At 69.3% G+C, this 22,109-nt stretch carries 25 protein-coding genes; 14 read left to right on the top strand and 11 right to left on the bottom strand.

Features of this window, described 5'->3' with window-relative positions:
• The first annotated feature begins 95 nt into the window (after nucleotides 1-95).
• The 8 genes from EEY80_RS20160 to EEY80_RS16375 all read left to right on the top strand — a co-directional run bounded on the left by EEY80_RS20160 (nucleotide 96) and on the right by EEY80_RS16375 (nucleotide 6,148).
• Nucleotides 96-254, top strand: coding sequence for a hypothetical protein (locus EEY80_RS20160; RefSeq protein WP_164738284.1), 159 nt, complete (start codon nucleotides 96-98; stop codon nucleotides 252-254).
• Nucleotides 251-412 carry a hemin uptake protein HemP gene (gene hemP, locus EEY80_RS16345; protein ID WP_126978312.1) on the top strand — a complete coding sequence of 54 codons (162 nt, stop codon included), beginning with the start codon at nucleotides 251-253 and terminating at the stop codon, nucleotides 410-412. Before EEY80_RS20160 ends, hemP begins: the two co-directional genes overlap by 4 nt.
• 64 nt (nucleotides 413-476) lie before the next feature.
• Nucleotides 477-1,742, top strand: a complete 1,266-nt coding sequence (locus tag EEY80_RS16350) for an imelysin family protein (RefSeq protein WP_126978314.1) — start codon at nucleotides 477-479, stop codon at nucleotides 1,740-1,742.
• Between the two features lie 53 nt (nucleotides 1,743-1,795).
• Nucleotides 1,796-2,089, top strand: a complete 294-nt coding sequence (locus EEY80_RS16355) for a (2Fe-2S)-binding protein (RefSeq protein WP_126978316.1) — start codon at nucleotides 1,796-1,798, stop codon at nucleotides 2,087-2,089.
• The gene (bfr, locus tag EEY80_RS16360) at nucleotides 2,037-2,522 is read left to right on the top strand and encodes a bacterioferritin (RefSeq protein WP_126978318.1); all 486 of its coding nucleotides are present in this window, start codon (nucleotides 2,037-2,039) and stop codon (nucleotides 2,520-2,522) included. The genes EEY80_RS16355 and bfr overlap by 53 nt, the downstream gene beginning before the upstream one ends.
• 92 nt (nucleotides 2,523-2,614) lie before the next feature.
• On the top strand, nucleotides 2,615-4,057 hold the full coding sequence (locus tag EEY80_RS16365; RefSeq protein ID WP_126978320.1) for a di-heme oxidoreductase family protein: 1,443 nt from the start codon (nucleotides 2,615-2,617) through the stop codon (nucleotides 4,055-4,057).
• Complete coding sequence (locus EEY80_RS16370; protein ID WP_126978323.1) at nucleotides 4,054-5,064, top strand: imelysin family protein; 1,011 nt, start codon at nucleotides 4,054-4,056, stop codon at nucleotides 5,062-5,064. Before EEY80_RS16365 ends, EEY80_RS16370 begins: the two co-directional genes overlap by 4 nt.
• A gap of 4 nt (nucleotides 5,065-5,068) precedes the next feature.
• Complete coding sequence (locus EEY80_RS16375) at nucleotides 5,069-6,148, top strand: DUF1513 domain-containing protein (RefSeq protein ID WP_126978325.1); 1,080 nt, start codon at nucleotides 5,069-5,071, stop codon at nucleotides 6,146-6,148.
• 90 nt (nucleotides 6,149-6,238) lie between these two features.
• On the opposite strand, the gene EEY80_RS16380 is transcribed toward EEY80_RS16375, so the two are convergent.
• From EEY80_RS16380 to EEY80_RS16420, 9 genes are all read right to left on the bottom strand, one after another.
• Nucleotides 6,239-8,431: a 3-hydroxyacyl-CoA dehydrogenase NAD-binding domain-containing protein gene (locus tag EEY80_RS16380; protein WP_126978327.1), complete on the bottom strand. Its 2,193-nt coding sequence runs from the start codon at nucleotides 8,429-8,431 to the stop codon at nucleotides 6,239-6,241.
• On the bottom strand, nucleotides 8,428-8,898 hold the full coding sequence (locus tag EEY80_RS16385; protein WP_126978329.1) for a cupin domain-containing protein: 471 nt from the start codon (nucleotides 8,896-8,898) through the stop codon (nucleotides 8,428-8,430). Before EEY80_RS16385 ends, EEY80_RS16380 begins: the two co-directional genes overlap by 4 nt.
• A 1-nt stretch (nucleotide 8,899) precedes the next feature.
• The gene (locus EEY80_RS16390) at nucleotides 8,900-10,111 is read right to left on the bottom strand and encodes an acetyl-CoA C-acetyltransferase (RefSeq protein ID WP_126978331.1); all 1,212 of its coding nucleotides are present in this window, start codon (nucleotides 10,109-10,111) and stop codon (nucleotides 8,900-8,902) included.
• A 31-nt stretch (nucleotides 10,112-10,142) separates the two neighbouring features.
• Nucleotides 10,143-10,769, bottom strand: coding sequence for a glutathione S-transferase family protein (locus EEY80_RS16395; RefSeq protein WP_126978333.1), 627 nt, complete (start codon nucleotides 10,767-10,769; stop codon nucleotides 10,143-10,145).
• 24 nt (nucleotides 10,770-10,793) lie between these two features.
• The gene (locus EEY80_RS16400; RefSeq protein WP_126978335.1) at nucleotides 10,794-11,006 is read right to left on the bottom strand and encodes a hypothetical protein; all 213 of its coding nucleotides are present in this window, start codon (nucleotides 11,004-11,006) and stop codon (nucleotides 10,794-10,796) included.
• Nucleotides 11,006-11,461, bottom strand: coding sequence for a GFA family protein (locus EEY80_RS16405; protein ID WP_126978337.1), 456 nt, complete (start codon nucleotides 11,459-11,461; stop codon nucleotides 11,006-11,008). Before EEY80_RS16405 ends, EEY80_RS16400 begins: the two co-directional genes overlap by 1 nt.
• 53 nt (nucleotides 11,462-11,514) lie before the next feature.
• Nucleotides 11,515-13,293 carry an acyl-CoA dehydrogenase C-terminal domain-containing protein gene (locus EEY80_RS16410; protein WP_126978339.1) on the bottom strand — a complete coding sequence of 593 codons (1,779 nt, stop codon included), beginning with the start codon at nucleotides 13,291-13,293 and terminating at the stop codon, nucleotides 11,515-11,517.
• A gap of 96 nt (nucleotides 13,294-13,389) precedes the next feature.
• Nucleotides 13,390-13,785: a MerR family transcriptional regulator gene (locus EEY80_RS16415; RefSeq protein ID WP_126978341.1), complete on the bottom strand. Its 396-nt coding sequence runs from the start codon at nucleotides 13,783-13,785 to the stop codon at nucleotides 13,390-13,392.
• Nucleotides 13,786-13,976: 191 nt separating this feature from the next.
• Nucleotides 13,977-14,354, bottom strand: coding sequence for a MerR family transcriptional regulator (locus EEY80_RS16420; protein ID WP_126978343.1), 378 nt, complete (start codon nucleotides 14,352-14,354; stop codon nucleotides 13,977-13,979).
• Nucleotides 14,355-14,480: 126 nt separating this feature from the next.
• Between EEY80_RS16420 and EEY80_RS16425 the strand changes: the two genes are divergently transcribed.
• From EEY80_RS16425 to EEY80_RS16435, 3 genes are read left to right on the top strand one after another with little or no spacing between them, the layout of a single operon-like run.
• A complete protein-coding gene (locus EEY80_RS16425) occupies nucleotides 14,481-14,912 on the top strand; it encodes a PaaI family thioesterase (RefSeq protein ID WP_126978345.1) in 432 nt (143 codons plus the stop codon).
• On the top strand, nucleotides 14,909-15,424 hold the full coding sequence (locus EEY80_RS16430; protein ID WP_126978347.1) for a PaaI family thioesterase: 516 nt from the start codon (nucleotides 14,909-14,911) through the stop codon (nucleotides 15,422-15,424). The genes EEY80_RS16425 and EEY80_RS16430 overlap by 4 nt, the downstream gene beginning before the upstream one ends.
• Entirely contained in the window at nucleotides 15,417-16,736 is a 1,320-nt protein-coding gene (locus EEY80_RS16435; protein ID WP_126978349.1) for an MATE family efflux transporter, read from the top strand. The genes EEY80_RS16430 and EEY80_RS16435 overlap by 8 nt, the downstream gene beginning before the upstream one ends.
• On the opposite strand, the gene EEY80_RS16440 is transcribed toward EEY80_RS16435, so the two are convergent.
• Both EEY80_RS16440 and EEY80_RS16445 read right to left on the bottom strand, forming a co-directional pair.
• A complete protein-coding gene (locus EEY80_RS16440) occupies nucleotides 16,706-17,794 on the bottom strand; it encodes a quinone-dependent dihydroorotate dehydrogenase (protein WP_126978351.1) in 1,089 nt (362 codons plus the stop codon). The two genes, EEY80_RS16435 and EEY80_RS16440, sit on opposite strands and share 31 nt — an antisense overlap.
• On the bottom strand, nucleotides 17,791-18,129 hold the full coding sequence (locus EEY80_RS16445; protein WP_126978353.1) for a DUF952 domain-containing protein: 339 nt from the start codon (nucleotides 18,127-18,129) through the stop codon (nucleotides 17,791-17,793). Before EEY80_RS16445 ends, EEY80_RS16440 begins: the two co-directional genes overlap by 4 nt.
• 194 nt (nucleotides 18,130-18,323) lie before the next feature.
• Between EEY80_RS16445 and EEY80_RS16450 the strand changes: the two genes are divergently transcribed.
• The 3 genes from EEY80_RS16450 (at nucleotide 18,324) to EEY80_RS16460 (ending at nucleotide 22,109) form a co-directional block, all read left to right on the top strand.
• On the top strand, nucleotides 18,324-19,922 hold the full coding sequence (locus EEY80_RS16450; protein ID WP_126978355.1) for a bifunctional metallophosphatase/5'-nucleotidase: 1,599 nt from the start codon (nucleotides 18,324-18,326) through the stop codon (nucleotides 19,920-19,922).
• Between the two features lie 157 nt (nucleotides 19,923-20,079).
• Entirely contained in the window at nucleotides 20,080-20,823 is a 744-nt protein-coding gene (locus EEY80_RS16455) for a VPLPA-CTERM sorting domain-containing protein (RefSeq protein ID WP_164738285.1), read from the top strand.
• 119 nt (nucleotides 20,824-20,942) lie between these two features.
• Nucleotides 20,943-22,109, top strand: coding sequence for a peptidoglycan glycosyltransferase FtsW (locus EEY80_RS16460; RefSeq protein ID WP_126978358.1), 1,167 nt, complete (start codon nucleotides 20,943-20,945; stop codon nucleotides 22,107-22,109).

Genomic DNA, 22,109 nt, shown 5'->3' on the forward strand with positions numbered 1-22,109 from the left:
CAGAAAAATCGGGTTTGACAAGCCTGACTTTTTCACTCAACTTCCTCGCATAGCCAACCGGTCGGGTAGCCGCGCATCCTATCCGAGGGAACAGCATGAAACGCGCAGTCGAAGACCGCCCCCGGGGCGCCGATACGGACCGGACGTTCCTGCCTGACCCGGCGGGAGGGATCATGCTGTCGCTGATCGCCGGTCTCGTTCCACGCGGATCCGCCCTGGACCAGGTGTTCGACCGGATCGAGAGGACGTCATGAACGCAACGCTTTCCACCACCTTCTCGCTGCAGGACGCCGTGCCTGTCCATGATGCCACCCGGCTGACCGAGGGCGGCGTTCAGGCGCGGATCGTGCTGAACGGGCAGATCTACACGCTGCGCATCACCCGTGCGGGCAAGCTGATCCTGACGAAGTGAGCGGCAGAGACGAGTTTTCCCGGCGGGATGTTCCCGCCGGTCGCAGGTCCTGAGGGAGGACAGAATGACGCCCCGGCTTTTCGCCATCGCTCTTGCCAGCACCGCCCTGACCGGGCTGCCCGCACTCGCCGCCGAAAAGGCCGAGGTGCTGGATACCTACGCGGATATCGCCGAGGCCGGCTATTCCGACAGCCTGACCACCGCGCAGGCGCTGCGCGACGCCGTCGCCGCGCTGGTGGAGGCACCGTCCGAAGCGACGCTCGACGCCGCGAAAGAGGCCTGGCTGGCCGCGCGGGTGCCCTATCAGCAGACCGAGGTCTTCCGCTTCGGCAACGCCATCGTCGATGACTGGGAAGGCAAGGTGAATGCCTGGCCGCTGGACGAGGGCCTGATCGACTATGTCGATTCGGGCTATGGCGAGGCCAGCGATGAAAACGAATACCGCGTGCTGAACGTCATCGCCAATCCCGGCTTCGACCTGGCCGGCGAGACGGTGGACGCCACCGAGATCACGCCAGAGCTGATCGCCGACACGCTGCACGAGGCCGACGAGACCGAGGCCAACGTCGCCTCGGGCTATCACGCGATCGAGTTCCTGCTGTGGGGGCAGGATCTGCACGGCACCGAGGCCGGGGCGGGGGAACGCCCCTATACCGACTACATGCAGGGCGAGGGCTGCACCGGCGGCAATTGCGACCGCCGCGCGGACTATCTGACCGCGGCAACCGATCTGCTGGTGTCGGACCTCGAATACATGGCCGCGCAATGGGCCGAGGGCGGCGCCGCGCGCGAGGCACTGTTGACCGACGAGGATGCGGGCCTGTCGGCGATCCTGACCGGCATGGGCAGCCTGTCCTATGGCGAACAGGCGGGCGAGCGGATGAAGCTGGGCCTGATGCTGAACGACCCCGAGGAAGAGCATGACTGCTTTTCGGACAATACCCATAACAGCCACTACTATGACGGGCTCGGGATCCGGAACGTCTATCTGGGCAGCTATACCCGCACCGACGGCAGCACCGTCTCCGGCCCCTCGGTGTCGGAACTGGTGGCCGAGGCCGACCCGGCGGTCGATGCCGAACTGAAGGCCAAGCTCGATCATACCGTGGCGGCGCTGCAGGCGCTGGTGGACGCGGCCGAGGGCGGCATGGCCTATGACATGATGCTGGCCCCCGGCAATGCCGAGGGCGAGGCGCTGATCACCGCCGCCGTCGACGGGCTGGTGGACCAGACCAGCAGCATCGAACGCGCGGTGACCGCGCTCGGCGTGTCCGACATCGCCTTCGAAGGCTCCGACAGCCTCGACAACCCCACCGCCGTCTTCCAGTGACCCTGTCACGGCGGCGCCCTGCCGGCGCCGCCGCTTGCCGCCGAAAGACCAGCATGATCGTCTGTCACTGCCAGTCCATCACCGACCGCGACATCGGCGCCGCCATCGACTGGATGCGCGCCGCCGACCCCGAGACCATCATCACGCCCGGCAAGATCTACCGGGCGCTCGGCAAGCGGTCGGATTGCGGCGGCTGCATGCCGCTTTTCCTTGCCACCATGCGCAAGTCGGACAATCTTGAGGTGCCACCAAACTTGCGCGGCCTGCGCCGCGCGGCAGGAAAGGACACCTCGAATGAAGGGCGACCCGAAGGTCATCGACTATCTCAACGCGGCCCTGCGGTCTGAGCTGACCGCGGTCAGCCAGTACTGGCTGCATTACCGGCTGCAGGAGGACTGGGGCTTCGGCCGGATCGCCGACAAGAGCCGCGCGGAAAGCATCGAGGAGATGCACCACGCCGACAAGCTGATCCAGCGGATCATCTTCCTCGAAGGCCATCCGAACCTGCAAAAGCTCGACCCGCTGCGCATCGGCCAGACCCTGCGCGAGACGCTGGAGGCCGACCTTGCCGCCGAGCATGACGCCCGCACCCTCTATATCGAGGCGCGCGACCATTGCGAAAGCGTGGGCGACTATGTCTCGAAGATCCTGTTCGAGGAACTGATCACCGACGAGGAAGGCCATATCGACTTTCTGGAAACCCAGATCGGCCTGTTCGAGAAGATCGGCGAGGAACGCTATGGCCTGCTGAACGCCAAACCGGCGAACGAGGCGGAATAACGCGGCCCGCCCGCCTGCGGCAAAGCGGCCCGTCCCCTGTCGCAGGCAGTTTTCCGATTGAAAGCCTCGGGCATCGGGCGCTAGCTCGGATCATGAGACGCCCGATCCTGCCCCTGTCCATGCTGCTCGTCGCGGGCGCGGCGCTGGCCGCCCCGCGCAGCCCCGAGGAACAGGCGCGCATCGCCGCCGTCACCGCCCCGCCCGCCAGTTTCGCGGCCCCCGAACCGTTCGAGGCGCTGCCGGGCGGGCGGGCGACGCTGCGGGGCGAACGGGCGCGCGGGCCGGGCGCGTTCGCCGCCCCCGTGCCGGGGCTGGCCGACCCGCTGGATGCCGAACTGGGCGCGGCGCTCTTTGCCAAGCTGTGGGTCGCCGCGCCCTCGACCACCCGCGCCTCCGACGGGCTGGGGCCGCTTTACAACGCGCGCTCCTGCCTCGGCTGCCATCCCGGAAACGGGCGCGGCCGGCCGGCAGAGCCCGGGCGCACGGGGCAGGGGATGATCCTGCGCCTGTCCGCGGCGGACGCGTCGCCGCATCCGCTGCTGGGGGAACAGCTGCAGGATCTGGCGCTGCCCGGGCTGGCGCCCGAGGGCCGGCTGACGGTCGGCTGGCAGGACCGGACCGTGCCGCTGGCGGGGGGCGAGGTCGCCCATCTGCGGCGCCCGGTCATCGCCGTCGACCCCGCCCTGCCGCCCGGCACGCGGATCAGCGCCCGGGTGGCGCAGCCGATGACCGGGCTCGGCCTGCTGGCGGCCATTCCCGACGCCGACATCCTGGCGCTGGAAGACCCGCAGGACCGCGACGGCGACGGCATCTCGGGCCGCGCGAACCGGCTGCCCGGGCCGGACGGCCGCGTGCGGCTCGGCCGCTTCGGCTGGAAGGCCGGGCACGCGACGTTGGCCGATCAGGTGGCCTCGGCCTTCGCGCTCGACATCGGGATTTCCAGCCCGTCCCGTCCCGCGGGCTGGGGCGACTGCACCCCGGCGCAGGCCGGATGCCGCGCCCGCCCCGACGGTCATGACCCGGGGCTGCGCGACGGGGTCGAGATCGACGGGCGGGCGCTGGCGCTGGTCGCGCTGCACCTCGCCTCGCGCGCCGTGCCGGAACGGCGCGACATCGCTGACCCGCAGGTGCTGCGCGGCAAGGCGCTGTTTCACGAGACGGGCTGTCCCGCCTGCCACCGGCCGAAATTCGTGACCGACCGCCTGCCCGCCGCGGCGCCCGCCAGCCTGTCGCGCAGCTTTCAGCTGATCTGGCCCTATTCCGACCTTTTGCTGCACGACATGGGGCCGGGGCTGGCCGACGACCGGCCCGAGGCCGGGGCCGGCGGGCAGGAATGGCGGACGCCGCCGCTGTGGGGCCTCGGCTTGACGCAGGCGGTCTCGGGGCACAGGCTGCTGCTGCATGACGGCCGCGCCCGCGGCGTGCTGGAGGCGGTGCTGTGGCATGGGGGCGAGGCGCAGGCGGCCCGCGACCGGGTGGCGGCCCTGCCGCCCGCCGACCGCGCCGCCCTGATCCGGTTTCTGGAGAGCCTATGAAACATCTCGCCCCGTTCCTGCTGCTGCTGGCCCTGGCCGCCCCCGTGCCCGCGCGTGCCGATCCGGTGGTCGACCGGGTGGTCGACACGGTGATCCTGCCGCGCTTCGACGCCTTCGCCGAGGCCGCCGGGACGCTGTCCGCCGCGGCCGAGGCCGATTGCCGTGCCGACAGCCCGGCCCTGCGTGCCGCCTGGAACGACGCCTTCGACGCCTGGCTGCCGGTGCAGGCCTTCCGCTTCGGCCCGCTGGAAGAGGACGGCCGCGGGCTCGCCATCGCCTTCTGGCCCGATCCCAAGGGGGCGACCGACCGGACGCTGCGGCAGCTTCTGGCTGCGGACGGACCCGAACTGGACGGCCCCGCCGCCTATCACGGCGTCTCGGTCGCGGCGCGCGGTCTTTATGCGCTGGAGGCGATGCTATTCGACCCGGCCTTTTCGTCCTACGGCCCCGGCGATCCCGGCTGTGCCCTGACCCGCGCCGCGGCCGGGGATCTGGCCGCCACCGCCGCCGCCGCGGCCGAGGCCTGGCACCGGGATTTCGCGCCGCTCCTGCGCGACGCGGGCGCGCCCGGCAACACCCGCTTCCTGTCGGGGCACGAGGCCCGGCAGGCGATCTTCACCCAGCTGGTGACGCAGCTTGGCTTCGACGCCGAAACCCGGCTGGGCCGGCCGCTCGGGACCATCGAGCGGCCCCGCCCGCTGCGCGCCGAAAGCCGGCTGTCCGGCCGCAGCCTGCGCAATGTACAGCTGTCGCTGGCCGCGAACCGGGCGCTGGCGCAGGCGCTGACCGATGGCGGCACCGAGCTGCTGTTCGACCAGTTCGACTATGCGCAGCAGGTGGCCGCCCGGCTGTCCGACCCGGTCTTCGACGCGGTGGAGGCGCCGACGGGCCGGATGCGGACCGAAGAGCTGAAGACGGCCATCGAACGGCTGCACGACACCGCCAATGCCGAACTCGCGGCCGAACTCGGCGTCGCGGCCGGGTTCAACGCGCTGGATGGAGATTGAGGACATGACCACCCGCCGCGGCTTCCTCGCCACGCTTCTCGCCGCCTCGACCCTGCCGCGGCTCGGCTGGGCGGATGCGGGCAGCCCCGCCTTCCTCGCCGCCGCCCGGGATGCCGACGGGCGCTTCGCGCTTTACGGCGTGGGCGCGGACGGGACCGACCGGTTCCGCATCGGCCTGCCGGCGCGGGGCCATGCCGGGGCGGTACATCCGACCGAGCCGCTGGCCGTGGCCTTCGCCCGCCGTCCCGGCACCTTCGCCGTGGTGCTGAACTGCGTCACGGGGGAAACGCTGGCCCGGCTCGACAGTCCCGCGGGCCGGCACTTCATGGGTCATGGCAGCTTCTCGCCCGATGGCGCGCTGCTCTACACCGCCGAGAACGATTTCGTCACCACCCGCGGCAAGATCGGCCTGTGGTCGCGGGCCGAGGGCTGGCGGCGGGTGGGCGAGCTGGAAAGTCACGGCATCGGGCCGCATGACGTGCAGTTCCTGCCGGACGGGGTGACGCTGGCCATCGCCAATGGCGGGATCGAGACGCATCCCGACCGAGGGCGCGAGAAGCTGAACCTGCCCACCATGCAGCCCTCGCTGGCCTATCTGGACCTCGCGGGCAGGCTGCTCGACCGGGTGGACCTGCCGCCCGCCTGGCACCGCAATTCCATCCGCCATCTCGCCATCGGACCGGACGGGACCGTGGCCTTCGCCATGCAATGGGAGGATGTGCCCGAAACCGCGCCGCCGCTGTTGGGCCTGCACCGCCGCGGCGCGGCCCCGGTCTTCGCCGAGGCGGGCGAGGTGCAGCACCGGCTGATGAAGGGCTATGTCGGCAGCGTCGCCATCAGCCGGGACGGCAGCCTGATCGCCGTGTCCTGCCCGCGCGGCGGCCGGGTGCAGGTCTTCGACCGGCAGGGCGCGCTGGTGCAGACGGTGGAACGCGCCGATGTCTGCGGGCTGGCGCCCCTGGGCGCGGGCTTCGCGCTGACGGACGGGGTCGGCGGCCTGCTGCGGCTGGAGGACGGACAGCTGACCGCGCTCGGCGCCCGGGCCCGGGCCTGGGACAATCACGCGGTGGCGCTGCCCGGCTGAGCCGGCCGCGGCTTCCTGTCGGCCCAATATCCCGGGGGCGAATTGCGCCGGATGGCGCGAGAGGGGGCAGCGCCCCCTCCTGCCCTGTCGTCAGGCTGCCCTGGCCTTGTCCGGGGCGAAGCGGCCGTAGAAGCTCTGCCCCTGCGCCGCCATCTCGCGCAGCAGGGCCGGCGGCTCGAACCGCTTGCCGTGGCGGGCGGTCAGATCGTCGCAGATCTCGACCGCGCGCGCGGCGCCGAGGATGTCGAGCCACGAGAACGGCCCGCCCGACCATGGGGCAAAGCCCCAGCCGAGAATCGCGCCGACATCGCCTTCGCGGATGTCGGTCAGCACCCCCGCCTCCAGCGCGCGCACCGCCTCCAGCACCTGCGCGAACAGCAGCCGGTGCTGCACTTCGGTCAGTTCCGGCTGGTCGCTGCGGGTCGGGTAGTCCTGCGGCAGGCCTTCCCACAGGCCCAGCCGTCCGCCCTTGTCGTCATAGGCATAGAAGCCGGCATTGGACTTGCGGCCCAGACGGCCCTTGTCCGCCATGGCGAACAGCACCGCGTCCACCGCCTCGTCGGGATAGTCGGCTCCCATCGCGGCCTTGGTGGCCTTGGCGATCTTCACCCCGAGGTCGATCGAGGTTTCGTCCACCAGTTGCAGCGGCCCCAGCGGCATGCCCACCAGCTTGGCCGCGTTCTCGACCAGCGCCGGTTCCACGCCCTCGGCCACCATGCGGATGCCTTCGTTGATATAGGGGATGATGCAGCGGTTGGCGTAGAAGAAGCGCGCGTCGTTGACGACGATCGGCGTCTTGCGGATCTGGCGCACGAAGTCGAGCGCTTTGGCCACCGCGACATCGCCGGTTTCCTTGCCCCGGATGATCTCGACAAGGTTCATCTTGTCCACGGGGCTGAAGAAATGGATGCCGATGAACTGTCCCGGCCGGGCGCTGGCGCGGGCCAGGTCGCTGATCGGCAGGGTGGAGGTATTGGTGGCGAAGACGGCGTCGGCGGGGATCACCGCCTCGGCCTTCTGGGTCACGCCGGCCTTCACGCCCGGATCCTCGAACACCGCCTCGACGATCAGGTCGCAGCCCGACAGCGCGGCATAGTCGGTGGTGGCGGCGATCCGGCCCAGAACCTCGGCCTTCTTCTCGGCCGTGACCTTGCCGCGCTTCATCCCCTTGTCGAGCAGGCTTTCCGAATGCGCGCGGCCCCGGTCGGCGGCTTCCTGCGCGGCGTCGATCAGCACCACCTCGATTCCGGCCAGCGCCGCGACATAGGCGATGCCCGCGCCCATCATCCCGGCGCCGAGCACGCCCAGCTTCCTCACCGTCTGGTCGGGGACGGCGGGGCGGTTGGCGCCCTTCTCCAGCGCCTCCTTGTTGATGAACAGCGACCGGATCATCGCGTTGGAAGAGGGGTTCAGCAGCACATGGGTGAACCAGCGCGCCTCGATCTTCAGCGCGGTGTCGAAGGGCACCAGCGCGCCTTCATAGACCGCCGACAACAGCGCCTTCGCCGCCGGATAGACGCCTTGGGTCTTGCCGTTCACCATCGCCGAGGCGCCGACGAAGGTCATGAACCCGGCCGGGTGATAGGGCGCGCCGCCGGGCATCTTCCAGCCCTTCGCGTCCCAGGGCTTCACCAGGTCGGCATCCTTCGCCGACAGCACCCATTCCTTCGCCCGGGCCAGCAGTTCGTCGGGGGCGACGACCTCGTCGATCAGCCCCGCCTTCTGCGCCGATTTCGGATCGCTCAGCTTGCCTTCCAGCAGGAAGGGCGCCGCCGCCATCGCGCCCAGCTTGCGGCTGACGCGGGTGGTGCCGCCGCCGCCGGGGAAGATGCCGACCATGATTTCCGGCAGGCCGATCTTGGCCTTCGGATTGTCGGCGGCGATGATCCGGTGGCAGGCCAGCGGCAGTTCCAGCCCGATGCCGAGCGCGGTGCCCGGCAGCGCCGCGACGATAGGCTTGCCCCCCTTCAGCGTCTTGGCATCCATGCCCGCGCGTTCGATCTTGCGCAGCACGCCATGCATCTGCATCACGCCGTCGAAGATCGCCTGTGCCCCGCCCTCGCGCATCTGCGCGATGACGTTCAGGTCCATCCCCCCGGCGAAGTCCTTCTTGCCCGAGGTGACGATCACGCCCTTCACCGCCGGATCGGCGAGTGCCGCGTCGATATGGCCGTCGAGTTCGGCGAAGCCCGTCATCGACATGACGTTCATCGACTTCGCGGCGACGTCCCAGGTGATGGTGGCAACGCCGTCCGCATCGACGGCATAGGTGAAATCGGTCATTCGTCCTCTCCCTTCCTCGGATAGGGGGTGCCGTCGAGATGCGTGTAGCCGTCAGGCGTGCCCAGCAGATCGAGGCCCGGATATGTCGTGATGTTGCGCGGCTGCCGGCTGCCGAGGATCAGGTAGGTCGCCGGTTCGCCGGTATGGTTCTTCAGCATGTGGCCGACCTCGACCCCCGCCTTCCAGCAGCAGAAGTCGCCGGGGCCGATCACCGTGCCCTCGCCATCCTCGATCACGGTCAGGCTGCCCGAGATCATGAACAGGAATTCGTCCTCGTCGGATTCCCAGTGCATCTGCGACGACTGGCCGCCCGGATGCAGGCTTTCCAGCGCGAGCCCGAACTGCGTCAGCCCGCCGGCATCGGTCAGGTGCCGCCACGACAGGTTGCCGGCCCCCTGGTTATAGGGATCGGGATAGCTCGACACGCCATGGGTCTCGGGCACGTCGGCGACATGGAAGATCGCCATGTCAGACCCTTTCGATGATCGTGGCCGCGCCCATGCCGCTGGCGATGCAGAGCGTGGCGAGCCCGGTGGACAGGTCGCGCCGTTCCATCTCGTCCAGCAGGGTGCCGAGGATGATCGCTCCGGTCGCGCCCAGCGGGTGGCCCATCGCGATCGCGCCGCCGTTCACGTTGACCTTGTCGGCGGACACGTCGAAGGCCTGCATGAAGCGCAGGACGACCGCCGCGAAGGCCTCGTTCACCTCGAACAGGTCGATATCGGAAATCGACATGCCGCTGTCCTTCAGGATCTTCTCGGTCACCGGCACCGGGCCGGTCAGCATGATCGTGGGATCCGTGCCGATCTTGGCGGTGGCGCGGATGCGGGCGCGGGGTTTCAGGCCCTGCGCCTCGCCGAATTCCCTGCTGCCGATCAGCACGGCTGCCGCACCGTCCACGATGCCGCTGGAATTGCCGGCGTGATGGACATGCTCGACCCGTTCCAGATGCGGATATTTCATCAGCGCGATCTTGTCGAAGCCGGGCATCACCTCGCCCATGTCCTTGAACGAGGGTTTCAGCGCCCCCAGCGACTGCATGTCGGTGCTCGGGCGCATGTATTCGTCGCGGGCGAGGATCGGCAGGCCGTTCTGGTCGGTCACCGGGACGATCGAGCGGGCGAAGCGGTTGTCGGCCCAGGCCTCGGCCGCGCGGCGTTGCGATTCCACCGCCAGCGCGTCCACATCGTCCCGGCCGAAGCCGTATTCGGTTGCGATGATGTCGGCGGATATGCCCTGCGGCACGAAATAGCTCTTCATCGCCAGCGCCGGATCGACGGCGATGGCTGCCCCGTCCGACCCCATCGCCACGCGGCCCATCATCTCGACCCCGCCGGCGATATAGGCCCGGCCCGCGCCGGCCTTCACCTGGTTGGCGGCAAGGTTCACCGCCTCCAGCCCCGAGGCGCAGAAGCGGTTGATCGACAGGCCCGGGATCGACTGGTCGAGATCCGACATCAGCACGGCGGACCGGGCCAGGCAGCCGCCCTGTTCGGCCACCTGCGTGACATTGCCCCAGATCACGTCCTCGACTGCGTGACCGTCGAGCCCGTTGCGATCCTTCACCGCGTTCAGCAGCCGTGCGGACAGCGCCAGCGAGGTCACCTCGTGCAGCGCGCCATCGGGCCGGCCCTTGCCGCGCGGCGTGCGGCAGGCGTCGTAGATATAGGCTTCGGTCATCGGGTTCTCCTTGGTCTCGCGGGGCCGCGGCTCATGCCCTGTCGGACGGGTTGCCGGGCATCAGGTCGTAGGGGTGTTTCCAGCCGGGCAGGGCCGCGATGCGGTCCAGCCACAGGTCGACCGCCGGCATCGCCTTGCGGTCGAAGGTGAAGGGTTCGGGATAGAACAGATAGCCGCAGCAGGCGAAGTCGGCGAGCGTCGGCCCGTCGCCCACCATCCAGTCGCGGCCCGCCAGATGGCCCTCCAGCACCGCCAGCGCGGTCTGCACCCGGCCCGTCAGCCACTGGATCGCCTCGGCGGGCCGCTTGTCCGGCGGCACGAAGTTCATCATGAAACGCAGCCCGCCCTGCTGGCCCGAGCCCTTCTGCGCATCCCAGAACATCCAGCGCAGGATCTCGTTGCGGTCGCCGTCGAGGAACTTGCCGGTGCGTTCGGCCACATGCAGCTGGATCACGCAGGACTGGGTCAGGGTCAGCCCGTCCTCGACGAAGACCGGCGCCTCGCCCATCTCGTTGATCGCGCGGAAGGCGGGGCTGCGGGCCTCGCCGTGGAAGAAGTCCACATATTCCGGCTGCCAGTCATAGCCGGCCAGCGTCATCGTCAGCGCCGCCTTGTAGGCATTGCCGCTTTCGCCGAAGCAATAGAGTTTCGCGGTCATGTCATCCCTCCCCGGGTGCCTTGGTCAGGTCTTGCGCGCGTCCAGTTCGGCCCGGAACAGCCGCAGCCGGTGTGTCAGGTTCGACTCATGGGTGACCGAACCGAAATTCTCGAACAGGAAGACCAGCGCCTCGTCCTGGGTCACCTGCGCCTCGTCGGCGAAGCGGCGCAGGGCGCGATAGGCATCCTCGGTCAGCGCGACCGGAAAGCGGCGGGTCAGGCGCAGGCGCTTGGGCATCAGCGGCCCTCCGCCGCCTGATGGCTGTGCGCCTGTTCCGTCGTCGCCTCGCCCGGCAGGCCGGCGAGGTGGTCGATCCAGCCGAGCCGGCTTTCCATGCCGAACTGCCGCACCGGCCGGAAGGGGAAGCCCGCGGGAAGGCTGCCCTCGGTCACTTCGATCTGGTCCTCTCCAAACGAGCGGAAGGCCAGGGGCGTGCCGCAGGCGGGGCAGAAGCCGCGTTCTGCGATGTCGGACGAGGCGAACCACGCGGGTTCGGCCAGCCACGTCACCCGGTCCGCCGGCAGTTTCAGGAAGGCCGCATAGGGGCCACCCACCTGCCGCTGGCACATCCGGCAATGGCAGACCGAGGCGCGGGTCGGCCCCGCCGCGATGCGATAGCGCACCGCCCCGCACTGGCAGGATCCTTCCGCCGCCGGCGTCTCGATCCAGTCGTCCTCCGCTGCTTCGGCCATCGCTCCCTCCTCCGTTCCGGCGGCCCGGCAGGCCGCGCTGCTGCGGGTCGAGACTAGAACGCCTCGGCCGGCAGCGCCATGACCGGCTCGGCCCCCGTGGTGATCCGGGCCAGATGGGTCGCGGTCATCGGCAGCTGCCGCGCCATGTAGTAACGGCCGGTGGCGAGCTTCGTTTCGAGGAAGTCGCGGTCGCCGTCGCCCGCCTCCAGCGCATCCCGCGCGACCTTGGCCATCCGCGCCCACATCAGGCCAAGGCAGACATGGCCGAAGAGATGCATGAAGTCGTAGGAGCCGGACAGCGCCGCATTGGGGTTCTTCATCCCGTTCTGCATGAAGAACATCGCCGCCGCCTGCAGGTCCTTGGACGCGGCCTTCAGCGGGTCGAGGAAGCCGGTCTTCAGCTCTGCATCGGCCTCGTTCTCCTTGATGAAGGTCTTCACCATCTCGAAGAAGGCCATGACATGCTTGCCGCCGTCGGCCGCCAGCTTGCGGCCCACGAGGTCCAGCGCCTGGATGCCGTTCGCGCCTTCGTAGATCATCGCGATCCGGGCGTCGCGGGCGAATTGCGACATGCCCCATTCCTCGATGTAGCCATGCCCGCCATAGACCTGCTGGGCATTCACCGCCACCTCGAAGCCCTTGTCGGTGAGGAAGCCCTTGATCACCGGGGTCAGCAGCGAGATCAGGCCTTCGGCCTCTGCATCCTGCGCGCGATGGCTGCGGTCGATCAGATGCGCGCCCCAGAAGGTGAAGGCCCGCGCCCCTTCGAGGAAGGATTTCTGGTCCATCAGGTTGCGGCGGATGTCGGGATGCACGATCAGCGGATCGGCCGGCCCGTTCGTGTTGACCGCGCCCGTCACCGCCCTGCCCTGCAGCCGGTCCTTGGCATAGGCGACGGCGTTCTGATAGGCGGCCTCGGCCACGGCATAGCCCTGCAGGCCCACGCCGAGCCGCGCCTCGTTCATCATGGTGAACATGGCGCGCATGCCCTTGTGCAGGTCGCCGAGCAGCCAGCCCACGGCCCCGTCATAGTTCATCACGCAGGTGGCATTGCCGTGGATGCCCATCTTCTCTTCGATCTTGCCGACCGAGACGGCGTTGCGGGCGCCGAGGCTGCCATCGGCGTTCACCAGGATCTTCGGCACGATGAACAGCGAGATGCCCTTGGTGCCCTCGCCGCCGCCCGGGGCCTTGGCCAGCACCAGATGCACGACATTCTCGGCCAGGTCGTGATCGCCGGCCGAGATGAAGATCTTCTGCCCGGTGATCAGATAGCTGCCGTCGTCCTGCGGCTCGGCCCGGGTGCGCAGCAGCCCCAGATCGGTGCCGCAATGCGGCTCGGTCAGGTTCATCGTCCCGGTCCAGTCGCAGCTGACCAGCTTCGGCAGCCAGGTCTGCTTCTGTTCCTCGGTGCCGTGGACATGGATGGCGGAATAGGCGCCGTGGGTCAGGCCCTGATACATGTTGAAGGCCATGTTGGCGCTGACGAACATCTCGCCCACGGCGCAGTTCATCAGATAGGGCATCCCCTGACCGCCATAGTCCGGGTCGCAGTCGAGCGCGGTCCAGCCGCCCTCCTTCATCGCCTCGAACGCGGCCTTGAAGCCTTCGGGGGTGCGCACGACGCCGTTTTCCAGCCGGCAGCCCTCGCGGTCGCCCACCGCGTTCAGCGGCGCCAGAACCTCGGACGACACCTTGCCCGCCGCCTCCAGCACCTGCTGGGTGAAGTCGCGGTCCATGTCCTCGTAGCCGGGCACGCTGCTGTCGGCGGCGCGCAGCAGGTCATGCAGCACGAACTGCATGTCGCGGATCGGGGCGGTATAGCTCGGCATTCGTCATCCTCCCAATGTCGTGACCGGCGCCGCCGCCGTGGCGGGGCCGGCAGTCCGGGCCGCCGGCGACGGCCCGGAACAGATGTCTTCCGCCGCTCAGGCGGCAGAGGGCGCGGCCAGCCGCGCCAGTTCCTCTTCGCCCCAGCTGATCTGGCCGCGCAATTCGGCGATCCTCTCGGCCAGGGCGCGATGCTCGTCCTCCATCGCATCCAGCCGCCGCCGCGCCACGTCGATGGTGCGGCGCAACTGCTGGTGTGCGCCCTCGCCCGGCGCGTAGAGGTCCAGCAACTGCCGGATATCCTCCAAGCTGAAGCCGAACTTCTTGCCGCGCAGGATCAGCGTCAGCCGCGCCCGGTCGCGCCGGGTGAACAGCCGCTTCTGCCCCTCGCGGATCGGGAACAGCAGCTCCTTTGCCTCGTAGAACCGCAAGGTGCGCGGCGTCACGTCGAAGGTGTCGCACATCTCGCGGATCGTCATGATCTCGTCACTCAAGGGCGTGACCCTCCATGCCTGTCGTAGCGTCATGGGCGGGCCAGATGGGTCGGTTCGGACTTTCTTACAAGCGACCTTGACGTGAGCGTAAACGTAACGTGGCGTCATCGCCGAAATGACGTAATGTCCCGCAAAAACGGCCCTACGGAACGTAATTTTCAACTGCGCGCGCTGCCCGGCCGCACCGGCGGTCAGTCCGGCTCGCGGTCGAGGATGCGCTGCGTTTCGTCCCGCAGGTCGCGCAGGTCGCCGATCGCCGCGTCGAGTTCGGCGCGCTGCCGGTCGAGTTCGGCCAGCTGCCGGTTGGCGAGGTCGATCCAGACCCGATACTGCTCGCGCGTGCCCTTCTGATCGTAAAGCAGCAGCCATTGCCGCAGATCCTCGAGGCTGAAACCGAAGCGGCGTCCGCGCAGGATCAGCGTCATCCGCGCGATTTCCCGCGGCCCGTAGAACCGGGCGCGGCCCTCCTTCTCGGGCGACAGCAACTCGATGTATTCGTAATAGCGCAGGGTGCGCGGCGTCACGTCGAACCGCGCGCACATTTCCTTGAACGTCAGTCGCTCGGCCATCGGTCACCTCCGCGGCGGAAGCTAGCGCCCCGTCCGGAATTGCTCAACCGCCGCGTGGGTCGGTCCGTGGATTGCCGCTTGCCGCAGCCGGGGCAGGACCGTAACCAGAGGGAAAGGAGCGCGCGGATGGACGACGAGCGGAAGATGCAGGTGGCGCGGCAGTTCATCGGGGCCATCCCCCACGCCCGCGCGCTGGAGATGCGGCTGGACAGTCTGGGCGCGGGCGAGGCCACGATCTCGATGCCCTATGACCTGCGGCTGGTCGGCGACCCGCGCACCGGGGTGATCCATGGCGGGGCCGTGTCCGCGCTGATGGACACCTGCTGCGGCGCCGCGGTGATGAGCCATGCCGACGGCGCGCTGGCCACCGCGACCATCGACCTGCGCATCGACTACATGCGGGCCGCCACGCCGGGGCAGCGGATCGTCGCCCGCGCCGTCTGCCATCACATGACCCGCAGCGTAGCCTTCGTCCGCGCGACCGCCCATGACGATGACGGCGACCTGCCCGTCGCCACCGCCACCGGCGCCTTCACCGTCGAACGGGGCCGCGCATGAGCCCGTCGCGCCCGCCGCCCGAACCGGTGCAGGTGGTCAAGCAGCGCCGCGATTCCGCGCTCCGGGCGCTGGTCGCGGGCGTGCCCTATATCCAGTTCCTCGGCATCGTCTTCGAGCGGCGCGGCGACGAGCTGACGGCGGTGCTGCCCCATGACGAAAAGCTGATCGGCAACCCGGCGCTGCCGGCGATCCACGGCGGGGTGACGGCCGCCTTTCTGGAAACCACAGCGATCATCGAACTGTCGTGGTCGCTGATGTGGGAAGAGATGGAGGCGGGCCGGATCGACGCGACGACGCTCGATCCGCTGCACCTGCCGAAACTGCCCAAGACCATCGACTTCACGGTGGATTACCTGCGGTCCGGCCTGCCGCGCGACGCCTATGCGCGGGCGCGGGTCAACCGGTCGGGGCGGCGCTATGCCAGCGTCCATGTCGAGGCGTGGCAGGACAACCGGGCCCGGCTGTTCGCGCAGGCGACCGGACATTTCCTGATGCCCGCCCGCGATGGCTGACATCCCCGCCGCGCAGGCGGTCGGCCACCGCCGGGTGCTGAAGATCGCGGTGCCGATCGTGCTGTCGAATGCCACCGTGCCGCTGCTGGGGGCGGTCGATACCGGCGTCGTCGGCCAGCTGGGCGCGGCGGCGCCGATCGGGGCGGTCGGGATCGGGGCGGTGATCCTCGCCACGCTCTACTGGGTGTTCGGCTTCCTGCGGATGGGAACCTCGGGTCTGGTCGCGCAGGCGGCGGGGGCGGGGGATGCGCCCGAGGTGTCGGCGCATCTGTCCCGCGCGCTGCTGATCGCCGGGGCGGCCGGGCTGGCCCTCGTGTCGCTGCAGCTGCCGCTGTTCCGCGCGGCCTTTGCCGTGGCCCCCGCCTCGCCCGAGGTCGAGGCGCTGGCGCGGGCCTACCTGTCGCTCCGCATCTGGGGGGCGCCCGCGACCATCGCGCTCTATGCCGTCACCGGCTGGCTGATCGCGCAGGAACGGACCCGTGCGGTGCTGGCGCTGCAATTGCTGATGAACGGGCTGAACGTGGGGCTGGACCTGTGGTTCGTCCTCGGTCTCGGCTGGGGGGTCGAGGGTGTCGCCATCGCCACGCTGATCGCCGAATGGTCGGGCCTCGCCTTCGGGCTGTGGCTGTGCCGGTCGGCCTTTGCCAATGCGGGCTGGTGTGACCGGGCGCGGCTGTTCGACCCGGCCCGGCTGCGGCGGATGCTGTCGGTCAACGGCGACATCATGGTGCGGTCGGTGCTGCTGCAGGGCTGCTTCACCGTCTTCATCTTCCTTGGTGCGGGGCTGGGCGACGTCACGCTGGCCGCGCAGCAGGTGCTGATCCAGTTCCTGGAAATCACCGCCTATGCGCTGGACGGCTTCGCCTTCGCGGCCGAGGCGCTGGTGGGGCAGGCGGTGGGCGCGCGGGACCGGGGCAGGGTGCGCCGCGCCTCGATCCTCGCCTCGCAGTGGGGGGTGGGCGGAGCCGCGCTGTTGTCCATCGGCTTCGCGACGCTCGGTCCCCTGCTGATCGACACGATGGCCACCGACCCCGAGGTCCGGGCGGCGGCGCGGCACTACCTGCCCTGGATCGCGGCGGCGCCGCTGGTGGGCATCGCCAGCTGGATGCTGGACGGGATCTTCATCGGCGCGACCCGCACCCGCGAGATGCGCAATGCGATGGTCCTGTCGGTGGCGATCTATGCCGGCGCGCTGGCGCTGCTGCTGCCCTTCGGCGCGCATGGGCTGTGGGCGGCGCTGACGGTGCTGAACCTCGCGCGCGGGGCGACGCTGGCCGCGCTCTATCCCCGGCTGGAACGCGCCGTGGCCTGACACCAGCGGTCGCGGTCGGTGCCCACCGCTTCGGCCACGCTGGCAAAGCCGTCGCGTGCCAGCAGCGCCTCGAGGTCCTGCAGGATGCGCGGCACCAGCGACAGCCCGCCATAGACCAGCGCGGAATACAGCTGCACCGCCGCGGCACCGGCCCGGATCTTGGCATAGGCCTGTTCGCCGCTGGCGATGCCGCCGACGCCGATCAGCGGCAGCCGCCCTTCGGTGATCTGCGACAGCCGGGCGAGGGTGCGGGTGGACAGGTCGAACAGCGGCGCGCCGGACAGGCCCCCCGCCTCGCCGCGATGGGCGCTGTGCAGCCCGTCGCGCGACAGGGTGGTGTTGGTGGCGACGATGCCGTCGAGCCCGGCCGCCAGCGCCGCCTCGGCCACATCGGCCAGCCCCCCGGCGTCGAGGTCCGGGGCGATCTTGACGAAGACCGGGATCCGCCGGGGCAGGGTGTCCCGCACCGCGATCACGCCGGCCAGCAGCGCGGTCAGCGCCGCCTTGCCCTGCAGGTCGCGCAGCCGTTCGGTATTGGGGGAGGATACGTTGACGGTGGCGAAGTCCAGATGCGGCCCCGCCTGTTCCAGCACGCGCGCGAAATCGGCGGCGCGGTCGGCAGAGTCCTTGTTCGCCCCGAGGTTCAGCCCCACCGGCACCGGCCCGCGCGGATGCCGGGCCAGCCGCGCGGTGATCGCCGCCGCCCCCTCGTTGTTGAAGCCGAAGCGGTTGATGACGGCCCGGTCCTCGGTCAGCCGGAACAGCCGGGGCCGGGGGTTGCCCTCCTGCGGGCGCGGCGTCGCGGCCCCGACCTCCAGAAAGCCAAAGCCCACCCGCGCCAGCGGCGCCAGCGCCACCGCGTTCTTGTCATAGCCTGCTGCCAGCCCCAGCGGGTTCGCCAGCGCCAGCCCCGCGACCGTGGTTTCCAGCCGCGGCGATGTCACCTGTCCCGCCAGGGGCACCAGCCCCGCCCGCAGTGCCTTCAGCGACAGGCCATGCGCGGTTTCGGGGTCGAGCCGGTGCAGGGCGGCAAGGCCCAGCCATTCGACGGGGGTCACAGCACGCCCTCGGGGAAGATGTGGCCCGTCGCGCCGAGAGGCAGGGACTTGTCCCAGACCACGTCCTCCAGCCGCAGCGGACGGTAGAGATGCGGGAACAGCTGTCCGCCGCGCGACGGCTCCCATCGCAGCGCCTCGCCCAGCCGGGTGCTGTCGAGCGCGACCAGCACCAGATCGCTTTCCTCGGCGAAATGCCGCGCGGCGGTTTCGGCGACCTGCGCGGCAGTGGACAGGTGGATGTATCCGTCGGCCAGATCGACGGGCGCGCCCTCGGTCCGGCCGGCATCGCGGAAGCCGTTCCATTCGGGGCGGCGAAGGATCTTGAAGACCAGCATGCCTTCACATGCCGCGCGGCGCGGTGCGGGTCAATGCCGCTGTCACGGGGGGGCGGGCCGCGAACTGCCCAAGATGGCGTCACATCCCTGTCGCCCCGCCCCGCTAGGACAGGCGGACCGATCCTGCGGCTTTGACAGGCCCGCGGCCGGCGCCCAATGTAACGGATATGTAACAAAGCCCAAGGAGACCGCCCATGTATCACAGGCTTCTCGCCTCGGCCGCCGCGATGGCGCTGACCGCCGGTTCGGCGTCGGCGGACTACACGCTGCACATCCTGCACATCAACGACCTGCACAGCCGGATCGAGCCGGTCAGTTCCAGCGATTCGACCTGCGCGCCCGACAAGGACGCGGCGGGCGAATGCTTCGGCGGCATCGGCCGCGTGGCCGCCAAGATCGACGAGCTGCGCGACCAGCTGACCGCGGCGGGCGAGAACGTCATCGTGCTGGATGCGGGCGACCAGTATCAGGGCTCGCTCTACTATTCGACCTACAAGGGCGAACTGGTGGCCGAACTGATGAACGCCGTGGGCTTCGACGCCATGGCGCTCGGCAACCACGAATTCGACGACGGGCCGAACGGTACGCTGGAACTGCTGGACAATGTCGATTTCCCGGTGACCTCGGGCAACCTCGACCTGTCGCGCTCGGCCGAGCTGAAGGGCAAGGTGCAGGACACGGTCGTTCTGGACGTGGGCGGCGAGAAGATCGGCATCGTCTCGGCGCTGGCGACGGATACGGTCGAGACCGCCTCGCCCGGGCCGAACGTGATCTTCCAGGACGAGATCGACAGCCTGACCGCCGATGCCGAACGGCTGGCGGGCGAGGGCGTGGACAAGATCATCGCCCTGACCCATGTGGGCTATGTCAAGGATCAGGAGATCGCGGCTGCCGTGCCCGGGCTCGACGCGGTGGTGGGCGGGCATTCGCACACGCTGCTCGGCAACATGGAGGGGGCGGCAGGCGCCTATCCGACCATGGTCGCGGGCGCAGACGGCGCCGAGGTGCCGGTGGTGACGGCCTATGCCTATTCCAAGTATCTGGGCCATCTGGTCCTGACCTTCGACGATGCGGGCAACCTGACCGGGGCGACGGGCGAGCCGATCCTGCTGGATGCCAGCGTGACGCCGGACCCCGTGCTGGTGGCGCGGGTCGCCGAACTGGGCGGGCCGATCGAGGAACTGAAATCCCGCGTGGTGGCCGAGACGGCCGAGCCCATCGACGGGGCGCGCGAGGTCTGCCGGGCGGGCGAATGCCCGATGGGCAACCTCGTCGCCGATGCGATGCTGGACCGGGTCGCCGACCAGGGTGTGACCATCGCCATCACCAATGGCGGGGGCTTGCGCGCCTCGATCGACGCGGGCGAGGTGACGATGGGCGAGGTGCTGACGGTGCTGCCCTTCCAGAACACGCTGTCCACCTTCGAGGCCCGGGGCTCGACCCTGATCGCCGCGCTGGAAAACGGCGTGGGCCAGATCGAGGAGGGCGCCGGCCGTTTCCCGCAGGTGGCGGGGCTGAAATACAGCTTCGACGCCAGCCAGCCCGCCGGCAGCCGGATCAGCGACGTCATGGTGATGAAGGACGGGGCCTGGGCGCCCATCGAGCCCGAGACTGTCTATGGCGTCGTCACCAACAACTATGTCCGCAACGGCGGCGACGGCTATGCGATGTTCGCGGCCGAGGGCATGAACGCCTATGACTTCGGCCCCGACCTCGCCGACGTGACGGCGGAATATCTGGCGCAGAACCAGCCCTACCAGCCCTATACCGACGGGCGGATCACCGCGAAGTAAGGCGGTCCCGCCCCGGGGGACCGTTCGGGGCGGGGTCCGACCGCCGGTGCGACTGTGGCAATCTCGCAACCGGTCAGGGACGCTGCAAAATACAGCTACCGATATGGATTCTGAACTCCTAGCGTCGCGGTCATTCGACGACACAAGGATCATTGGAATGCGCCTGCCGTTCTACGCCCCGATTGCGCTTCTCGTTGCCATGGCCGGCCCCGCGGCCGCATCGACCTGGCAGCTGAGTTTCGAGGGTGAAATCACCTCCATCACGGAGTACGCCGGCTCGATCTCCACAGAGACGCGCGGTACCTACAACTACCATGGCGACAGTTTTGGCCTCGGTCAGACCTTCACCGGCACGATCACCATTACCGATGAGGTGCAGCCAAGCAGCACGCTGGCCGATGATCCGGCAAGGGACATCTACCCGGCCGTGATCGACCTGTCGCTGACGACCGGCGGGCTGACTTGGTCGATGGGGTCGACATACCCGTCCTACGCGCAGGTCTGGAACGACGATCCCGATTTCTCCACAGACCTTTTCAGTGCGGGCGGCAACACCTATGACCGGCCCATCGACCTTGGCCCCGGCGCCGACCTGTCGGGCTTCACGCTGCACCTGTCCGACCACACGGAGTCCGTGTTCGGCTCGACCGAACTGGACGCGGCGCTGGAGGACCTGGCCGGCTATGAAAACGCCGTGGAGCCCTTCGACTACTTCTCCATCTCTTTCCTCCAGTTCAGCCAGGGTGGCGGCGTCGAGGACCGCTATGTGTTCTGGGACGGTACCGTGACGCAGCTGTCGGTGCAGCAAATGCTGCCGGCTCCGGTGCCGCTGCCCGCCTCGTTGCCATTGCTGGTGGTGGGGCTGGGGGCACTGGCGGCGCTGCGGCGACGCCGCGGCTGACGGCGACCCGGCGGCGGGTCTGCCCCCGCCGCGCCCCCTAGCGCCACGGCCCCGCTTCCGCTATCCTTTCCCGCAGACCCGGCAAACGGGCATCCCGAGGCAGTGAAAGCGGTAATTCGATGACGGAAATGGTCTTCGGCACCATGCCGGTCAGGACGGGTGAACCCGTTCTGCCGCGGTGGTGGCGCACAATCGACAAGTGGTCGCTGACCTCGGTGCTGCTGCTGTTCGGCATCGGGATGCTGCTGGGGCTGGCGGCCTCGCCGCCGCTGGCCGAAAAGAACGGGCTCGACCCCTTCTACTATGTCCAGCGGCAGGCCTTCTTCGGGGGCATCGCGCTGGCGGTGATGCTGGCGCTGTCGATGCTGTCGCCGCAGCAGGTGCGCCGGCTCGGGGTGCTGCTGTTCCTGATCGCCTTCCTCGGGCTGATGGCGCTGCCCTTCTTCGGTACCGATTTCGGCAAGGGCGCGGTGCGCTGGTTCAGCCTCGGCTTCGGCTCGGTGCAGCCGTCGGAATTCCTCAAACCCGGTTTCGTGGTGCTGTCGGCCTGGCTGGTGGCGGCGGCGCAGGATCTCGACGGTCCGCCCGGGCGGCTCTACAGCTTCGTGATCGCGGTGGTGGTGGTGCTGTTCCTGGCCGCGCAGCCGGATTTCGGGCAGGCCTGCCTCGTGCTGTTTTCCTGGGGCGTGGTCTATTTCATCGGCGGCGCCCCCTTCCTGCTGCTGGTCACCATCCTCGGGCTCGTCGTCATGGGGGGCTTCGGCGCCTATGAAAGCTCCGAACACTTCGCCCGGCGGATCAACGGCTTCCTGTCGGCGGAAATCGACCCGCGCACCCAGATCGGCTATGCGACCAACGCGATCCAGAACGGCGGCTTCTTCGGCGTCGGCGTGGGCGAGGGTCAGGTGAAATGGTCGCTGCCCGATGCCCATACCGACTTCATCATCGCCGTCGCGGCCGAGGAATATGGCCTGATCCTGGTGCTGTGCATCATCGCGCTTTACGCCACCGTGGTGGTGCGCAGCTTCTTTCGCCTGATGCGCGAACGCGACCCCTTCACCCGGCTGGCAGGGGCGGGGCTGGCCGCGGCGGTCGGCGTGCAGGCGATGATCAACATGGGGGTGGCGGTGCGGCTCTTGCCGGCCAAGGGGATGACGCTGCCCTTCGTCAGCTATGGCGGGTCGTCCGTCATCGCCTCGGGGATCGCGGTGGGGATGCTGCTGGCCTTCACCCGGTCGCGGCCGCAGGGCGAGATCGGCGACCTGCTGGCGCGGCGGGGCCGCTGA

The organism is Frigidibacter oleivorans (genome assembly GCF_003993775.1).
Taxonomy (GTDB): domain Bacteria; phylum Pseudomonadota; class Alphaproteobacteria; order Rhodobacterales; family Rhodobacteraceae; genus Frigidibacter; species Frigidibacter oleivorans.